At 70.9% G+C, this 16,486-nt stretch carries 18 protein-coding genes and 2 pseudogenes; 9 read left to right on the top strand and 11 right to left on the bottom strand.

What is annotated here, in order from left to right; translation table 11 throughout:
- The coding region (locus tag ACFVVO_RS38805; protein ID WP_390061582.1) for a helix-turn-helix domain-containing protein at positions 1-96 on the bottom strand (96 nt) is incomplete at its 3' end.
- A gap of 304 nt (positions 97-400) precedes the next feature.
- Here ACFVVO_RS38805 and ACFVVO_RS38800 point away from each other — a divergent pair.
- Entirely contained in the window at positions 401-751 is a 351-nt protein-coding gene (locus tag ACFVVO_RS38800; protein ID WP_390061581.1) for a helix-turn-helix domain-containing protein, read from the top strand.
- 40 nt (positions 752-791) lie between these two features.
- Here ACFVVO_RS38800 and ACFVVO_RS38795 read toward each other — a convergent pair whose 3' ends face one another.
- The 4 genes from ACFVVO_RS38795 to ACFVVO_RS38780 form a co-directional block, all read right to left on the bottom strand.
- The gene (locus ACFVVO_RS38795) at positions 792-1,067 is read right to left on the bottom strand and encodes a hypothetical protein (RefSeq protein WP_390061579.1); all 276 of its coding nucleotides are present in this window, start codon (positions 1,065-1,067) and stop codon (positions 792-794) included.
- 11 nt (positions 1,068-1,078) lie between these two features.
- On the bottom strand, positions 1,079-1,855 hold the full coding sequence (locus ACFVVO_RS38790) for an IS3 family transposase (protein WP_390061578.1): 777 nt from the start codon (positions 1,853-1,855) through the stop codon (positions 1,079-1,081).
- A complete protein-coding gene (locus ACFVVO_RS38785; protein WP_390061577.1) occupies positions 1,852-2,133 on the bottom strand; it encodes a helix-turn-helix domain-containing protein in 282 nt (93 codons plus the stop codon). The genes ACFVVO_RS38790 and ACFVVO_RS38785 overlap by 4 nt, the downstream gene beginning before the upstream one ends.
- A gap of 330 nt (positions 2,134-2,463) precedes the next feature.
- On the bottom strand, positions 2,464-2,676 hold the full coding sequence (locus ACFVVO_RS38780) for a hypothetical protein (RefSeq protein WP_143640262.1): 213 nt from the start codon (positions 2,674-2,676) through the stop codon (positions 2,464-2,466).
- A 1,210-nt stretch (positions 2,677-3,886) separates the two neighbouring features.
- Between ACFVVO_RS38780 and ACFVVO_RS38775 the strand changes: the two genes are divergently transcribed.
- The 3 genes and pseudogenes from ACFVVO_RS38775 to ACFVVO_RS38765 all read left to right on the top strand — a co-directional run bounded on the left by ACFVVO_RS38775 (position 3,887) and on the right by ACFVVO_RS38765 (position 5,667).
- Entirely contained in the window at positions 3,887-4,219 is a 333-nt protein-coding gene (locus tag ACFVVO_RS38775) for a hypothetical protein (protein WP_390061576.1), read from the top strand.
- A 391-nt stretch (positions 4,220-4,610) separates the two neighbouring features.
- Positions 4,611-5,012, top strand: coding sequence for a TraR/DksA family transcriptional regulator (locus ACFVVO_RS38770; protein WP_390061574.1), 402 nt, complete (start codon positions 4,611-4,613; stop codon positions 5,010-5,012).
- 142 nt (positions 5,013-5,154) lie between these two features.
- Positions 5,155-5,667, top strand: a pseudogene (locus ACFVVO_RS38765) (IMPACT family protein).
- Here the strand turns inward: ACFVVO_RS38765 and ACFVVO_RS38760 are convergent.
- On the bottom strand, positions 5,646-5,906 hold the full coding sequence (locus ACFVVO_RS38760; RefSeq protein WP_390061572.1) for a hypothetical protein: 261 nt from the start codon (positions 5,904-5,906) through the stop codon (positions 5,646-5,648). The pseudogene ACFVVO_RS38765 and the gene ACFVVO_RS38760 sit on opposite strands and share 22 nt — an antisense overlap.
- 439 nt (positions 5,907-6,345) lie before the next feature.
- Here ACFVVO_RS38760 and ACFVVO_RS38755 point away from each other — a divergent pair, with 439 nt between their 5' ends.
- The 3 genes from ACFVVO_RS38755 to ACFVVO_RS38745 all read left to right on the top strand — a co-directional run bounded on the left by ACFVVO_RS38755 (position 6,346) and on the right by ACFVVO_RS38745 (position 7,420).
- Entirely contained in the window at positions 6,346-6,606 is a 261-nt protein-coding gene (locus ACFVVO_RS38755) for a DEAD/DEAH box helicase family protein (protein ID WP_390061571.1), read from the top strand.
- 10 nt (positions 6,607-6,616) lie between these two features.
- Complete coding sequence (locus ACFVVO_RS38750; protein ID WP_390061569.1) at positions 6,617-6,751, top strand: hypothetical protein; 135 nt, start codon at positions 6,617-6,619, stop codon at positions 6,749-6,751.
- A gap of 135 nt (positions 6,752-6,886) precedes the next feature.
- Positions 6,887-7,420 carry a GNAT family N-acetyltransferase gene (locus ACFVVO_RS38745; RefSeq protein ID WP_390061568.1) on the top strand — a complete coding sequence of 178 codons (534 nt, stop codon included), beginning with the start codon at positions 6,887-6,889 and terminating at the stop codon, positions 7,418-7,420.
- 2 nt (positions 7,421-7,422) lie between these two features.
- On the opposite strand, the pseudogene ACFVVO_RS38740 reads toward ACFVVO_RS38745, so the two are convergent.
- Together ACFVVO_RS38740 and ACFVVO_RS38735 are read right to left on the bottom strand one after the other, a co-directional pair.
- Positions 7,423-7,509: pseudogene (locus tag ACFVVO_RS38740) on the bottom strand (IS5/IS1182 family transposase); the annotation flags it as partial.
- A gap of 123 nt (positions 7,510-7,632) precedes the next feature.
- The gene (locus ACFVVO_RS38735) at positions 7,633-9,978 is read right to left on the bottom strand and encodes a tetratricopeptide repeat protein (RefSeq protein ID WP_390061566.1); all 2,346 of its coding nucleotides are present in this window, start codon (positions 9,976-9,978) and stop codon (positions 7,633-7,635) included.
- A gap of 1,275 nt (positions 9,979-11,253) precedes the next feature.
- Here ACFVVO_RS38735 and ACFVVO_RS38730 point away from each other — a divergent pair.
- Both ACFVVO_RS38730 and ACFVVO_RS38725 read left to right on the top strand, forming a co-directional pair.
- A complete protein-coding gene (locus ACFVVO_RS38730; RefSeq protein ID WP_390061565.1) occupies positions 11,254-11,550 on the top strand; it encodes a hypothetical protein in 297 nt (98 codons plus the stop codon).
- Between the two features lie 179 nt (positions 11,551-11,729).
- Positions 11,730-11,900 carry a DUF5670 family protein gene (locus ACFVVO_RS38725; protein ID WP_011113206.1) on the top strand — a complete coding sequence of 57 codons (171 nt, stop codon included), beginning with the start codon at positions 11,730-11,732 and terminating at the stop codon, positions 11,898-11,900.
- Positions 11,901-12,355: 455 nt separating this feature from the next.
- On the opposite strand, the gene ACFVVO_RS38720 is transcribed toward ACFVVO_RS38725, so the two are convergent.
- The 3 genes from ACFVVO_RS38720 to ACFVVO_RS38710 form a co-directional block, all read right to left on the bottom strand.
- Positions 12,356-12,586: a hypothetical protein gene (locus ACFVVO_RS38720; RefSeq protein ID WP_390061564.1), complete on the bottom strand. Its 231-nt coding sequence runs from the start codon at positions 12,584-12,586 to the stop codon at positions 12,356-12,358.
- Between the two features lie 86 nt (positions 12,587-12,672).
- Positions 12,673-13,179, bottom strand: a complete 507-nt coding sequence (locus ACFVVO_RS38715) for a trypco2 family protein (protein WP_390061563.1) — start codon at positions 13,177-13,179, stop codon at positions 12,673-12,675.
- Between the two features lie 2 nt (positions 13,180-13,181).
- The gene (locus ACFVVO_RS38710) at positions 13,182-15,920 is read right to left on the bottom strand and encodes a CHAT domain-containing protein (protein ID WP_390061562.1); all 2,739 of its coding nucleotides are present in this window, start codon (positions 15,918-15,920) and stop codon (positions 13,182-13,184) included.
- Between the last annotated feature and the right edge of the window lie 566 nt (positions 15,921-16,486).

The following is a 16,486-nucleotide window of genomic DNA, read 5'->3' as shown; positions in this document are numbered from 1 at the left end:
GAGGCGGACGCAGCCGAACGTGCGGGACAGCTCTGCTGCCTGCTCGTTCGTGGGGTAAAAGCGGTACTTGAACGCCCGCTTGACCTGCTGCGTCACGCCTCACATTCTATCAGTTCCCGTGTGAGCGGCGGGTGTCGGCCGGTGCCATAGACGGCGAATCGCCCTGGCGGCGGTTCGCCTCTCCCTGCCCCGCTACGCGGGAGCTTCGTTTCCTCCCCGGCCTGAAGCCGGGGTATCCACGAAGGAGACCCGATGACGTGAAGTCGGCGGGCAGGGTAGCGCAGGGCGGTGGGGGAGAAGAAGGTGCGGAACGCCCCGGCGGTAGGGCCGTTAGACTCATCGACAGGCGGTCCCTCCCTCTTTCACAGGAAGAACCGGCGTGCCCAACACACTGCAGGAAATGATCAAGCACAAGCTGGACCAGCACGGCTGGTCCTACAGCGATGTAGCGCGCCGTGGTGGCATCTCCCGTTCGACGGTCCATCATCTGGCGACGTCGGAACGGCTGGCGCAGATGCCCCAGCAGACCACGGTGGAGGGCTTGGCCAGGGGACTGGGCATCCCGGTGGCGGCGGTGCAGCGGGCCGCCGCCGAGGCCGCGGGCGTCCACCTGTACCTCGAGGACGCGCCCGAGGCCGCGGATCCGGAGGTGGCGATCCTCATCGCGAGCGTGCACAAGCTGAGCCCGGCGGACCGCCGGCATGTGGCCGTCCTCGTCGAGTCCCTGCTGCACGCGAACGGCACCCCGTAGAAAAAGGGGTGCATGCCTCCCGGCCTTGCGCCGGGTGCCGTCACCTCGGGTGCGGCAGCGGATGCGGACGCGGGAGCGGGAGCGGTGCAAGTGTTCGTGCCGTGGTGATCCAGTCGATGACGGCGTGCACGGTGACGCAGTCGAGTTCGGCCAGTTTGAACACGGCCTGGACGTCAGCGGCGGCGAGGGGAACACACACCCGGTCCAACGCGCCGTACAGGCGCAGCCGGTGGGCATGGGCGGTGGACGTGTCCTGCCCGGGGTGGATGTCGGGCCTGAGACCGCCGCCGGCGATCCCAGATGCTGTCGTTTCCAATGTGTTCCGCCTTACGGGGTGGAAGGTTGCGCTGATGGGGCGGCCGCGGCCTGCCGGGCGAAACGGTCGAAGGTCTCGCTGAGCCGGCCCTCGGCCGACTGCCGGTCCGGCCAGGGGGACGGGCCGTGCAGGTCGCGGTGGACGGTGTCCCAGAAGACGCCGACGACCGCGTGGTCGTACCAGTCCGCGATGCTTGCGCGGACGGGCGCGCAATTCAGGGAGCCGGCCCGCTCGGTGAAGGAGCAGCCCAGCCAACTCTCGTACCCGGCCGGGGCGGCGGCTTCGGCGTGGTCGGCACGGGCGATGGCGGCCATGAGGGCGTGGTGAACGAGGGCGCGGTGTGCTGCCACGGCGGTGCTCCAGCCGATCAGGCAGCGCGATGCGGTGTCGAGGACGACCGCCGCGTACAGGGGACCCTGAAGCGTGGTGACGGCCAGCACGTCGACAACCCAGCGCCGGCCGGGCGCGCGGGCGCCTTCCGGCGGGGCCTGTACGTCAGGCCGTCCTGCCTGGCCGCGGATCCCGGCCCCCTTCATGACGGCCTCCACGGTGGTATGGCCGACGTCGATGCCGTAGCGGCGGCCGAGTTCCTGCCTCACCCTGCGGTATCCGTAGACGGAGCCGGACTCCTGATGGATGTCCAGGATCAGACGGGTCAGCCACGCCCGGCGCAGTGCGCGCGGGAAGGGGGTGCGGGCACGCCAGGCGTAGTACCCGGACTCCGAGACGCCCATGAGTGCGGCGAGGTGGCGTGCCGTGAAACCGTGCGACGCCAGGCCGTGGATCACCTCGTACCGTCTTTTGGGGGCATCATCTGCCGCAATGTGGCGATGACTTCGCGGCACAACAGCACTTCCCTCTCCAGCTCGCCGATGCGGGTGCGGGCCCGTGCCAGGTCCGCCCCGGACGAACCGGAGCGCCGCCAGCGGTACACGGTCTGCGCAGAGATGCCCAGTTGCCGCGCCACTTCCCTCGCCGGGCGCCCCTCCAAGGCCAGTTGCTCTGCGCGCGCCCGCAGTGCTGCGGGGTGAGGACTGCTCACTGGATCTGGATCCCACCTCTTCATGCCGCCTTCGAAGGACGGGCGATAAGGACCTTGCCCCGGGGAAACGGTTCACTGCCTGGCGTCTGCCTGGCGCCTGCTGGTTGACGCCGCCGGGCCCGCCGGCCGCCCGGCGTCCGAGGACCGACGCACCCCAACGGTGCCGTCCTTCGCTCAACGGGCGGGCGCCGCAGGGATCCTGGTACCGGCGGCAGGCAGTGTCCGTCCGGCGCCGGCACCGGCTGCCGACCGTGTCCACCACCCGGCAGGCCGTGTGCCTTCAATCCCCGCGGCGCCGCAGCCGCAGGGGCACGCCCCGAGGGGCCTGCCCCTGCGGCTGCGTCAGGGGCCGTGCTACTGCCGGACGCTGATGGCCTGGGAGGCCTGGGACTGGGCGACCGCGAACGGCGAGTACTGGTTCGCCGCCATCGACTCGTTGTGGGCGTCCACGTGCGCGATCTTCTTCGAGACGGTCGTCATCTTGGTGAAGCTGAACGAGAACTTGCCCAGCGCCTCGCGGCCGGGCAGCAGTTCGGCGGTCTCGGCCTCAAGCCAGTCGTTGTTCATGGGGATGCCTTTCAATGAAGGAAGGGATGTACGCGAAATCAGGAGCTTCCGCCAGGCGGCGAACACACCAACTGCCCGCCGCCGGCTGCGCTCCACCCCCGGTCGGCGCCGCCGGCCACCAGACCGGCGGCCACTGCAGGAGCCGCAGACCGGGCGCGACGGCGTCGCACGGATCCCGTACGGGAACTGTCACCCCGGGCGGCCGGGCCATGCGCTAACCCCGCCGTCCGGAGTCTCCGGACAATTCGTCCGGAGAGCGTGGACGGTAGCCGAAGGGGAACGGTCAACGCAAACCGCTTATATCCGACATCCGTTCAAAAGCGTGCGCCTGTTCCAATCCTCACTCCTGAACCTCAACCACCCGCCCCCCACTGCGCGTTGCGGCCGCCGCTCCCACCTGGGCGACGGCGCTGCGCAGGCGCGAGGGCGGCACCGGCCGGGCCGGCCGCCCCCATGCCGAGGCTCGAGAACACTCCCGTCCCGGAACCAGCAGCCGCAGCCAGCCGCAGCCAGCCGCGGGCAGCGCCGGGAGGGCAGCGGCGGGAGGGCGGCGGCGGGAGGGCAGCGGCGGGAGGGCAGCGGTGGGCCCCGGCTTTGCCGCCTCTCGAAAGCGCCGAGGACGCCACCGCCGAAGTGCCCCTCCCGAAGCGCCGACCGGCATCCCCGGACGGTCGTCCCCGCTGTGTCGGACGGCGCGCCGCACCGCCCGGGAAGCGCCCCTGGCGCCCTCGCCCCTGCGCGGCCGCCGTGCGGCGGTCGGACGGCGACACGCCAAGCCCTGCGTGTCCTTCCACTCCTCGGGCAGCCGGCACGCATCTTTCGACGAGAAACGCACTCCACGAAAGTCAGGGCAATACCAGAAACCGTCTCGCCGGCTTCATCACAGGCCGCCCGACATTTTCTCATCACACGACTCCGAAAAACCCAGGCCAATTCTGACGGCGTATTAACACTGGCGGGCTCAACATGTCGCACCCTTACGAACCAGCCTGCACAGTGGGGGAGTTCACCTGGTCGGACGCCTTTGCCGAGCAGGGCGCGGATTTCCGAAAAGGGCACGGCGGCGCCGCTGAGCTGCCGTTTTCGATATCATGCCCGCATGCCCGATAAAATTGATGGCCACTCAGTCCGCAACGCGTCGCGAGGCCTTTGTGTAGCGTCTGGATCAGCGGCAGGGCTAAACCGGCCCTGGTGTTTGAAAGGAGATCAGGTGAAGACCATTGCTAAGGCAGTAGCGGGCACGCTTCTTGCGGCCGGCGCTGTCATGGCGCCTCTCTCGATGGAGGCATCCGCGGCCCCGGCGGCGGTCCACGCGACGGCAGTGGCGCCCTCGTTCCACCCGGGCAACCACCACGCCTACGGCTACCGCCAGTTCGATGACTGGCGGCGGGGCTGCGACGACGACCGCTACGACCGCTACGGCCGGTTCGACCGCGGGCATCACCGCAACCACTGCCGCTACGACCGCTGGGACCGCTGGGACGACTGGGGCCAGTACCGCTACGGCAACCACCACCGTGGCTCCAACTGGGACTGCGACTGACGTCGTCGGCCCCACACCCCATCCGAGCCGCCCGCGGTCAGCGCCCCTGACCGCGGGCGGCGGCCCGTGGACGTCGCCCCCGGCGTCCACGTCGTTCGCGAAGCGGCGCGCTTGCACGCCCCGCTCCACGGAGTGCGGCCGATCGGCGCACAGGAGGAGTGCGGGGGAGAGGGGCGGAGTCGGGGGGAAGCGTGCAGGCACCGCAATGACGTCGCCCGCCACGGGAGCCGTGGCAGGTCCTGGCAGGGAGATCGCATCAGCCTCCGCCGAAGCGGCGGAGAGCGGTCGCCGGCATGTGACGATAGGCGACCTCGACTCCTTCCAAACGCTGCGGCGGCGGGGCACGGATGGCCAGGGGGAATCGGGAACCGTGAATCAGCGTTGTCGAAGCATGGGCGATGCACCCCGGTACGGCCAGGACGGGCCCGGCCCGTCCGCCTTCTCGACCGCCCGCGCGCGCCTCGCGGCCGACCGCGCCGACACCCTGGCTCGGGCGGCCGCGCTGAGCCGCGACTTCGACGGGATCGTCGCGGCGAACGCCCTGGTCGCGGTGGACGACGAGCATGACCCCGAAGGGGGCACCACCGCCTTCGAGCGGGCCCACGTCGCCGCCCTGATGGCGCAGACGCGCGAGCACCTGGAAGAACTGGACCGGGCACTGGAACGGCTCGAACGGGGACAGTACGGGCAGTGCGAGGGCTGCGGCGCGGCGATTCCGCCCGAACGCCTGGAGGTCCGTCCGGCGGCGACCACCTGTGTCCGCTGCGCCGGGTCCGACCCGCGCCGTGCTTGACGCCAGCCGGTGCAGCGCCGGGTCGTGGGGAGCCCGCACAGCAGGGGCACGTCGATGCGCGATCTTCAGGACGTGTATCGAATGTGCAGGTCACAGCCACTAGGTCCACCGCCCCTTTCGCGGAGCGCATAGGCATCGCCGGATGCAGGACGAGTACCGCACAGTCGCCCGCCCGCCCGCCCGCGGGGGCGTGCGCGAGACCGAGGCCAATCGCTCCCGCTTCCCGTGCGCGCTCGCCCCGCGGCCACCGAGCAGGAGGCCCAGGACTTCATCGCGGCGGTCCGTAAGAAGCACACTCCAGATGCTGCTGCGCTGCGGCATGCGGTACGTCGTCGGCGTCGTCACCCGTTACTTCGGTGGCGTCAAGCCCCGGCGCGGCGGCCTGATCCGGGCGTACGGCGGATCCGGCGGCGAGGCCATCGACACCCTCGGCACGATCACCCGCCGCCGCTTTTGGCTGGCCACGGTGACCGTCGACCACCAGCTCGCGGGCACGGTCCAGAACGACCTGCGTGCCACCGGCCGCGAGGCCCGCGACGCCGAGCAGGGCACCATCGGGACCGGCCTCCCGGACGACTTCCGCGCCTGGCTCGCCGACGTCACGGCCGGGACGGCCGGCTTCCAGCTGGGCGGTCAGGCGTACGGGGATGCCTGACCGTCGTGGGGCGCGACCTTTAAGGAGTCACGCACCTGGGGAATGTCCGTCCCGCCCGAGAAGAGCGCGACGACGCCGGGGAGACCGGCCGCGAACGCCTCTTCCTTGACCACATGGTGGAAGACCAGAGTCCTGCGGAAGCCTTCCTGGGCGGTCGTCCACGACAACACGCGCATCCCGACCCTGCGCCGGTTGTACATGACGGCGACGCCGCGGCTGTGGCGGCTGGAGGAAGACACCGAGCAGGAGCGACCAGGGGTGCCGGGTGAGCTTGTGGCGTCGACGGGTGACGATCCGGCCGGGCCGTTCGGGGCACGGTGCTACACGCTGACGCTGTCCGAGGCGATCGATCGGGGGATCTGTACGCCGTACCAGGTGGTGTGCGTCGACGTCACCGACACCCACCTCCAGGCCGCCGTGCTCCTCGGAGCCGACGCGCGGTCCGAGGCCGTCCGCGGAGCCCGTCTCGGGCACACGCCAGGTAGCCGCCCGTGCGCAACGCCCACCGCGCGAAGCGACCGGGGCCGGTGTTGCATCCCGCCTCTTCAACTCTGTGATCGCTTGCTTGAGTGCAGCCTGTGTCGGAGATCGGCAACTGTGCAGAGCGCGCTCGTCCCATGCCTCTTGCTCCCCGCCACGTGAGACACTCCGACCGCCCAGAGGAAGAGGCAGCTCACGATGGCAGCGCACGCCCTCCGCCCCCACCAGCGAGAAGCCGTGGACGCGGTACTGCGTGCGCTCGAACTCACTATTCGATCGACGGTGCCTGAGCGGGGTCTGCGGACCCAGGTGGTCATGGCGACCGGCTCTGGCAAGACCCCTGGCGGCAGGGTGGCAGGGCGGGGCCGATGGTCGGGGTGTCTTCGCTCCGCGGTGACCAGGCCACCTTCCCGAGCACCACGCACGTGGGCGAGCTGGTCGCCTGGGTGCGCCCCTTAACCACGTCACCGTGTTCGCCACGTACGCGTCGCTCGGGCTGGGCACGCGCGAGCGCGCCCACGCTGCCGGCTTGCCGGGCTGGGACCTGATCGTGGTCGACGAGGCGCACCGGACCTCGGGCGGGATTGGCAAGCCCTCCGGCTGACCCTGCGAACTCGCCGTCCTCCGTGTGGCCGGCAGCGGGGGAGGCCGGCACGCCTGACGCCTTGTGGTTGCGGAGCGGCAGCGCGGGCGGGCGCCGGATTACCGGTGAGGGGCGTGTCTTCGGCAGGATGGGCGCATGACCGAGATCCGTACCCCCCGCCTCCTCCTGCGTACCTGGCACGACGACGACCTCGTGCCGATGGCGGACATCAACGCGGACCCACGGGTCATGCGCTGGATCGACGACGGCTCGGTGCGCGACCTGGAGCACACGGCCGAGGACATCGAGCGGTGGGAGGAGGAGTGGGACGAGGAGGGCTTCGGGCTCTTCGCCGTCGAGTTGCTGGCCTCGGGCGAGCTGATCGGCTTCACGGGACTGTCCGTGCCCGAGTTCCTGCCGGAGGTGATGCCCGCGGTGGCGATCAGCTGGCGGCTCGGCTCACAGTTCTGGGGCCAGGGATACGCGTCCGAAGCCGCGCACGCCACGCTGGAGTTCGCGCTCCAGGACCGCGGCCTGGACCGTGTCATCAGCATCAACCGGATGGGGGACAACGCCTCCGAGAACCTCATCCGCAAGCTCGGCATGGCGCCCGAGCGGGAGACGGCACACCCGGTGTACGGCTACCCACTGAGCGTTCACGCCATCGACCTCACCGAGTTCCAGGCGTGAACCGGCTGAGCCGGAGCGGGAGGAACCACCCGCTGAAACAGTTCCCACAGGTCCTGCGGCACCGTCCGCTCGACAAGCGAAGCAGTCACCACCCCAGACTGCCGCAAGATCACACCAAACGAAATGACGTCTGACCCGCGCCTCCCCTCACTCAGGTGAAAAGAACAATCCTCGGCTTGTGTCGGTGCAGTCGGTTGAAGGCGGCGAGACGGCTATGCTTCGGCGGCCCGCTGTCGGCTGCTAGAGGCTTCTTCTTCCGCGCCGGCGGCCTCGAAGCAAACGGCGGAGAGATCCCAGGCGGTCCTGGCTTCTTCCGGCTCCTGCACGGCTTCGAAGACCACGGCCAAGTTATGCAGCGCACGCCCGGTCTGATACGCGTCTGCGCACGACTCGTAGAGTGCGACCGCCTGGTGTGCGGCTTTCAGTGCCTCATAGCCTTGGCCGAGGGCCAGCTGCGCCGTCATCAGACCGGTCCACGCCCCGGCCTCCGCGTGAGGATCCTCCAGACAGACGTACCACTTCCTGGCTCGGGTGAAGGCGGTGACGGCTCCCTCGTACCGGTTCTGCGCCTGCAGTGTTGCACCCAAGCAGCACAAGCCGTGAACCCTGATGCTCCATGCACCCAACTCGGCCGCGAGCCCCAGGGCGCGGGTCAGGACCGTGACTGCCTCGTCCAGATGGTTCATCGTTTGTAGGAGGTCGCCGAGAGCGTTAAGGATCAGTGCTTCGCCCTGCCGGTCACCGGTCTGCACCGTGATGGCGAGTTGCCGCTCGAAAGCGTCGCGGGCTTCCTCCGGCCGGCCGAGTTGGGCGAGGGCGATGGCCACGTTTGCTTGTAGCTCAGGGGCGATCCGTAGAGCTTGAGCGTAGGCGCTGGCCGCTTCGTCGTGCCGTCCCAGGACACTCAGAGTGAGAGCGATGGCGGTCCACGCCGAGGCCTCATCCTCCGGATTGCATAACTGTTCATGCAGGACCTGTGCCCGGCGGAAGGCGTCGAGGGCTTCCTCGGACCTCAGAAGGCCGCGCAGCGCTTGGCCATGGGTGTCGGAGGCCATGGCTTCTTCCCTGAGCATCCCAAGCCTGCGGGCGGTCTCGCGCGCCGCCTCCGCCACCGCTGCCCAGACGACGAAGTGTCGTCGCATGGAGAGGTAGCTGTCCAGCGTGAACGCCATCCGTAGCGCGCCCTCGGCCTCCTCATCGTCCTCGCTGCTCATCCACAAGGTTGCACCCAGCAGACCCGACTGCTCGGCATCGAGCCAACTCAGCGCACCAGCGCGACCGCCCTCGAACCGGTGGGGGGCGTTGTCGGGCCGGCCGTGGAGGTACGCCTCAGCTGACAGCGTGCGCTTGAGGTAGTACGCGAGGAGCCGCTTGCGTGCCCTGCCCGCTTCCCGGCGTAGGTCCCGCTGCTCCTTGCTGCGTGCGCGGGCGTACAACTGCACCAGGTCGTGCATCTGCCAGTGCTCACCGTCTGCGGACATGCTGAGCAGGGAGGAGGCGGTCAGGTCCTCCAGAACCGGTTCAAGCCGCTCGGCCGGCAGTTCCGTGAGTTGTGACGCCACCGCGAGCCGGAAGCCCTCTCCCGGCGCCTCGCCCACCAGCCGGAAAACGCGCCCAGGTTCGGGCTCCAGACGCGCGTACATCACGTCGAGAACCGGCCTCAGAGCCAGCTTTTTGCCGTACTGGTCAACGCCACGAGCCTGCAGGGCACACACGCGGTCGGTGGCGACCCGCAGTTCGTCGACGAGGGTGTTGATCCGGCGTGGCCGACGACGGCGCAGGAGCGCCGCGACGATCAGCAGGGCCAGGGGCAGGCACCCGCACAACTCAGCGAGTGCGCGTGCGGCTTCCGGCTCTTGAGCTACGCGCTGGTCGGTGGCGTCCGTCATGTGCAACGACCGCTCGATGAGCAGACACGCCGAATCGATCGACAGTGCTGGAACGGTGTACTGCCTTACCGGGAGCGAGTCCAGGCTGTCCCGCGAGGTAACCAGAACCCGGTGTTGGCCCTCCTCGCCCGGCAGCAACGGCGCGATCTGCTCCGAACGAGAGGCGTTGTCCAGCACGATCACCATCGCGTCCCGGCGGCTGAGCTCGGCTCGATACAGCGCATACTGCTCCTGCGGAGCCGATGGCACATCCCGATCCGGCACGCCCAGCGAGCGCAACAGCGACAGCACGACCTGGTCAGCCACCATCGGCGGGTCATCGTATCCGCGCAGGTCTACAAAGAGCGCGCCGCCGGGAAACCAACCACGTCGGCGTGCTTCGTGGGCCACGTGCAACGCGAGCGCTGTCTTGCCGACCCCGCCCAGACCCGCGACGGCGGAGATAGCGATGGAAAGCGGCCCCTGAGTAGCAGCAGGATCAAGAGCACCTAGCAACTCGGTCGCCTGTTCCTCACGCCCAGTGAAGACCGCGGGCCTCGTCGGCAGGGTGGAGGAAACGGTCGGCGGCGCGGCTCCCTGTGGTTGCCCTACTGTCACGGAACCGTTGAACGTGTTGTTGTCGAAGGCGATGTAATCCCCGGCGATGTCGATGTAATCCCCGTTGCCCATTGCGTCCCCCGGCTCGCTCCCCGCATCCCATCGATCCACGCTGTACATACCCGGGCGGGGGCCGTCTGCCTCGTATGCCGGAAGTTCCTGCCCTACCGCGGGGGCGGTACCTCGACCGCGGTGACGGGCGGCTGACCGACACCAACAACTGCCATCAGGCCAGGGCCCGCGTTGCTACGGGCCCCGATCCTCGCTCGGGGTCATGCGCCGCCGACCGCCCACCTGCCGTCCTGCTCCGAAACTCAGCTTCCAAGGCTTGTGGTCGCCGGCGGTGCAGAGCGCCCAGAGCCGGACGGACTCACCGCGGTATTCCTCCTCCCGCCGCTGTGGCCCGTCGGGGTCGTCGTACCAGGACGGCCTCTGGAACTCGGGCCCGCGCAGGTGCACTGCCTGGCGGCTGAGCATGGTGCGGGTCAGGACCTTGCACGGCACACAAGTACGGAGGCCTGAAATCGCGTTGAAACCATCTGGATTGGACGGCCGTCGCCGCGGTGCGTCGGGCAGCTGCGGCACGGGTGCGGGCGCTGTCGACGGGATCGAGGCCGATCAGCTGGCGGTGCACGCGGCGGATCCGCAACGCCAGGTCGAGGTGGAGACGGGGGCGTTTGTCGCGGACTTCGGCGACGGTGCGGGGGTTGACGTCCAGGCGCTGGGCGAGTGTGGTGGCGGGCCATCCGGCACGTGCCAGGTCGGCCAGCAGCCGGGATGCTTCCGCGGAGCCGGTCAGGCCAGGGGCGCCGGGGGTGCGGCGGCCGGGGAGCGGGATGCCGAGTATGGCTTCGGCGGAGGTGTGGGCGATGTCCCGGGCCGTGGTGCCTTGTGCCGGGGGCCGCAGCACGCGGCGGACCAGGGTCACAGACAGGCCGGCCCGGTCGGCGATGTCCTGCGCGGACATGCCCTGCTCGCGCAGCCGGACCGCCCACCGTGCGGCCGGATAGGGCGAAACGCGCGCGGACAGACCGCGCAGGCGGTCCTGGTCGCGCTGGCGGCGGGCACGCAGTGCTGCCCGGCGGCACTCGGCGCGGGTGCAGCCGTAGTCGGCACACGATGCCTGGCCGTGTCGGACCGACGACCGCTGCGGCCGACGGTGCGGCGCGGCCGGCACGGCGACGGAAGCGGACTGCTCTCCAAGACGCTGCTGCGAGTTCGGTGTGCCGGCTCACGCTACGCGCCCCCACCGACAGAGCAGCCCTGCTGCGCACCGCGTGTGGTCTCCATGGGCCCGGACAGCGGGCGAAGAACTCGTTGTCGGTGGTGGCTGGAACGCTGTTCGGTATGAACGGCGATGAGCAGTTGCTGCGTGGCCGGGTCTACGGCTGCGACCACGACGACCCCAACCCCGGCCCACTCCCCGCACGGACCTACGCGACGCTCGTCGGCGGGCCCCTGGACGGTCTGCTGCTCGACATCACCGGCTGGACGGCGGAGGAGGTCAGCGGTGGTGTCGCCCTGTCGACTGAGCTGTCGCGGTGGCCCGGCGGCCGCGCCTTGTACGACCCCAGCGCCGGCGGGCCGCGCACACCGGGCCCGGGGATCGCCTGCCGCTTCCACTACTCCGGCGACACACCCTGACACCGGCCCGGCCACCGCGGTTGAAGAGGCGGACCTGCGCTGCGTGAGGAACGGGGCCGGGGAACCAGGCATGGCGCGCGGCGCCCGCGCATATGCCCCGTACCGCGCGGAAATAACTCCCACTTTGTGAGCTTGTCGGTCTGAGGTAAGGGCACCTGGTGGCCAGGAGGTTGATAACGATGGTTCCCCTGCTTCTGGTTCTTCTGCTGGCTCTGATCCTCTTCGGTGCGGGTTTCGCGCTGAAGGCGCTCTGGTGGATCGCGGTGATCGTGCTCGTCGTGTGGCTGCTGGGCTTCGTCGTCCGTACGGCGGACAGCGGCGGCCGCAAGGGCCGCTGGTACCGCTGGTAGCCGATGGACGCGAGGAGCGCGCCACGCGCGCGAGGTGAGTGGGGCCCGGCCGAATACGGCCGGGCCCCACTCGCGCAACAAGACTTTCCGTCCGGGCGGTTGGGAGGGATCGGGCGTATCGGGCGCACCGCAGGGTACGTGGGTGATGCACCGGCCCCGCAGGCCCAGCAGTGGAACCCTGCTCCTCCTGTCTGCGGGGCCGCTGCGCACGGTCCTCCTGCGCGACGTGCCGGCCGGACAGAGGCCAGCAGCCGGCAGCGGGGTCAGGACCGCACCAGGCAGTGCGGAGCGAGACGCGCGAGGGGCGAGGCCGGCAGCATGGTCGATGGCTTCCACGACGAAGGCGGCACGGTTGCACCGGGTGGTGGTGCGGCTGTTTGCCGGGCAGAGAGCCAACCTGGCGAAGAGCCGCACAGCTAAGCCCTAAGAGACGGCAGTTCCAGCGGGCTGGCCCGTCACGTCGCCTCGGCGAAGGCGGCATGAGCGGCAGTGACGTACGCGCACCGCACAGGTGCGCCGCCACAGGTCGCGCAGCGCGCCGGCCGCCGAGGGGCGTCCGTGTCCGTGCTGGTGCCCTTGAGGACGGCGAGCAGCGGGTTCAGCGCGGCCCGCGCCTCGGCCGAGGAGGCCGGCCGTCCTGGCCGGTCGAAGCCGTCGTCGACGAGCGCGACGAACGCCCCCCCCACAGCGCCAGCAACTCCCTGGATCTTTACCGCCGAGACTCTCGCGCGGCCGTCGCCCGGCTGTCAATGAGCCCGAGGGCAGCCGGGGTTCAGTCCGCCGGGGGAGCGACCGTGACGAGCAGGGTGTGTGTCACCTCCTCGTGCAGGGCGCCGTCCAGGCCGAGGGACACGGACCCGTCCGCCGTGATCGCGAACTCCAGCCGCACCGAGCCTTCCTGGAGGTGGAAGGGATCGTCCCCGGTCCGCGCCGACGCCGTCACGCGGCGGATCATCGCGATCGCGTCGACCAGGACGGCGTCCACCGTGCCGTACCGCAGCTCGTGCTGTTGCGCCAGGTCAGGAGGTACGAGGGTCATCTCGATGACATGGGTGTCCCGGCGGGACACCATGCGCCCGATCCTGAGTTTCATGCCGATGAACGGGAGCCGGAAGTTCAGGGAACCGCCGGCCGTCGCAGTGGCGAGGGCGTGCAGGGTGAGCCGCACCGAGGTGACACGCAGATCCCGCCCGGCCGCGATGGCCGACATGTTCGACTCCGTGACCGCCCGCTTGACGGCGGCCACCAGATCCTCGACGGGCACGCCGTCGTCGGTCACGTTCACGTTTCCTCGCATCGGACGGGGGAGGGGACGACTCGGGCGGGACTGAAGACGGCAGGGGCAGGGGCAGCGGCGGGGGCGGGGACGGGGGTGCAGACGATCGCGGCGGGATCGCCGTAGACCGTGTACGCCAGCCAGGTGGGGTCGGTCTCGTCGTGCCCGGCGTGGGAGCGGGCCCGGTGCACCGCCGTGCCCAGCGGCTCACCCGCCGAGAGGGAGGCGTAGAAGGCTTCCGCGAACCGCTGGGCGCTGTCGCTGCGCACCGCCCACAGCGTGCCCACGAAGGCGCCGGCGCCCGCGCCCATGAACTGCTGCGCCCAGCCGAGCATCCGGGTGTACTGCGGGACGGCTCCGGCCGCCCGGCAGGCGTTGATGAAGACGAGCGGACGGCCGTCCTGCAGGGCGCGGCGGGCGACGGCGCTGTTCAGGAGAGCGGGGACGAAGGGGCCGTCCGCCAGGAGGATCGACGAACCGCCGCCGGGGTCGAAGGTGTTGTGGCAGGTGAAGTGGAGCGGTCCCGTCGTGCCCGCGTCGATGACGGTGAGGACGCCGTCCAGCGTGTCGACGACGGTTCCGGTGCCGAGAATCCGGCGGATCGACTCGATCTCGCTGTCGCCGTTGACCGGGGCCCGCGCGGACACGACGTAGTGCGGTTCACCGATCGGCAGCGCGGACGAGCGGGGCCGGCCCAGGCTGTTGCGCAGGACCGGGAACTGCTGGACCAGGAACCCCTCGTCACGGCCCGGCGCGACGGGGTAGAGGAGTTCCCACGGGAGGACGTCGTGCTCGGACGCGACGCTGAACGCCGTGATGTGGTCGCGCAGTTGCCAGAACTGCTCCTTGATCGGGTCCGGCACCATCTCCGTCCACAGACCCACCCCCGTCTCCTTCATCCAGCGTCGGGCGTGGGCGCCGGAGTACTCCCCACGGCCCGCCGCCAGTCTCTGCAGCATGGCGTACGCGCGCTCCGCGGCCGCTTCCGGGGCGGCGGTGAGGGCCTGCGCGAGGACGGCGCCGTAGATGCACCGGTCGGAGATGAGACGGAACGTGTACTGGTCGCCGACCCGGTCCACGAGCAGCGTGACCTCGCCGGGGTGGGCGCGCATCTCGCCCATGTCGGCGGCGCTGGGCGGCTCCACCGCGTAGGGGCCGTCGCGCTCCACCGACACCTCCAGGCCGATCTCGGTGAGGAACGTCCCCCCGGCCCAGGCGCTGACCCGGACGCGGTGCAGGCCCGGTTCCCGGGTCAGGAACGCGAACCGCACCGGCGCGGGGGCACCGAAGGGCGGCACCAGCAGGGTGTGCTCCAGCGGGCCCTGGGGGTCCAGTCCGGCGGGCGCCCGCACGATGAGTGTCAACGGGGAGCCGTCGCGCGCCGGCCGGAACCCGGCCAGCGGGGCCGACACCCCGCCGTCGTCGTGATCCGCCCCGAACGGCACCCGCACGACCAGGCTGACCGGTTCGGACAGCCCGGCGTGGGAGGGCATCTGGGCCGACAGGTGGTGCGTGGCCGTCACGGGAGCGGTGTCGGGTTCCCGTACGGTCCCGGCCGGGGTCTCCTCGAACGCGGCGTCCGCGGGCGAGGCGTCGGCCACCCTGCCGTCCCCCGAGGCACTGACCGGACCGCCGCGAGTCGTCACCGTGTCCGAGGTGCCGCCAAGGGCGTGCTGCGCGAGAGCACCGCCCCAGCGGCGCCGGCCGTCCGCGGCGTCAGCGCGCGCCCACAATCGCACGGCCTCGGCCGTCCTGCCGGTCCGCGCGAGACGACCGGCCAGCACCCGCGTCGCCGTCACATCGTCGGTGGCGGCCATCTCCCGCAACTGCCACTCCACACCGGCGTCCGGGGCCCCGAACGCCGGAGCCGGCCGGGCGGCCAGGCGCGCGGCGCGGGAGGAGAGGACACGGTCGTCGAGCGCGTCCGCCGCCGCCCACCAGCGGACGGCCTCCTCCTGCACACCGAGACGGGCGAGGACGGCCGCGACCCGGCGGATGTGGTCCACGGCGCGCGCCCGAGCGGGCCCGTCCAGCTCCCGCCGGGACACCTGCGCACGCATGTTCTCGGGGGCGCGCCGCACCAGCGTCGCCACCGCCTCGACGTCATGGCGGTCGGCCAGCCGCCGCAGCCGCGCCTCGGCCTCGTCCGCGCGCCCGGCACGGTCGAGGACGGCGACGAGGTCCCACTCCCATGGCTCGCCGGCTGCGACGCCCCGGGCCAGCCAGACGACCGCTTCGTCGAGCCGCTCGGCGTCGTCGCCCTCGCGCAGCCGCCCGACGAGGTCGTGCAGGGCATGGAGATCACCGGCGGCGGCCATGTGCCGCAGCCGGTCCTCCGCCTCGGCCGACCGTCCGGCGCTGTCGAGGGCCGCGACGAGTTCCCGCTCCAGGGTGGCGCCCGCGTGCACGGCGAGCGTCAGCCAGTGGACGGCTTCGGCGAGCCGTTGGCCGCCGCTGCTGCGCACGAGGCGTTTCGCCAGGTTGCCCATGGCGGTCACGTCACCGCTCTCGGCCCGCCGGCGCAGCTGTCGTTCCAGTCTCCTGGCGCCCATGTGGTCCGCGAGTTGGTGCAGCGCGGTCTCGTCTCCGGCCGCGATCGCCTTCTCCCACCAGGCGACGGCCTCGTCGTGACGCCCGTCCTCGGCCAGCGCGGTGGCCAGCACCCGCATGGCGAAGGCGTCGCCCGCCGCGGCCAGCCGCCAGCGCCAGTCCTGTCCCTCTTGACCGGCCTTGCCGCCCGACACCCACCCTCACCCCACGCCGCATCGTCCCAACGGTTGACGGGACATCACAGTAGGGCGATCCGGGGCGAAGCACCGCCGATTCCCCCGAGAGGGGCGTCGATCACCGGCGCTTTGCGGTATCCGAGGGGGCGGGTCGGGAAAGGCGCGGCGGCTACGCGGCACCGCGGCTCGGCGGCCACGCCACCCAGCAGGCGACGGATCGTGGGACCTGCCGCGAGGACGGCACGGTCATGACTTCCACCCACCCGCGCAAGCGACCGTAGCGACGTCCCCCGCGGTCCGCAGCAGGGCACGGCCCTGCAGCGGATCCGCGACATCCTGTCACCCGCGCCTGCTCCCTGCACGGTCGAGTCCGCCCCGCCCGCGCCCACTGGTGGGACGAGCTCAGGGGCTGGTGACCGGAGTTCTTGAGCGCAGGCCCCTGTCTTCAGGGAGGGGTTGGCTCGTCCTCGGCGCGAACCGCGCAGCGGTGGAGTTCGCTGCGTTGTCAGTGGCCGCCGGTACGGTGATCACATCAACTGGAGGGGGTGTATTCATGCTGTCGGGTCGCAGATACCGGCTTGATG

The organism is Streptomyces sp. NPDC058145 (assembly GCF_042884245.1).
Classification (GTDB): Bacteria; Actinomycetota; Actinomycetes; order Streptomycetales; family Streptomycetaceae; genus Streptomyces.
The sequence above is the reverse complement of the archived record's forward strand: the minus strand, read 5'-3'. Positions and strand labels throughout refer to the sequence as shown.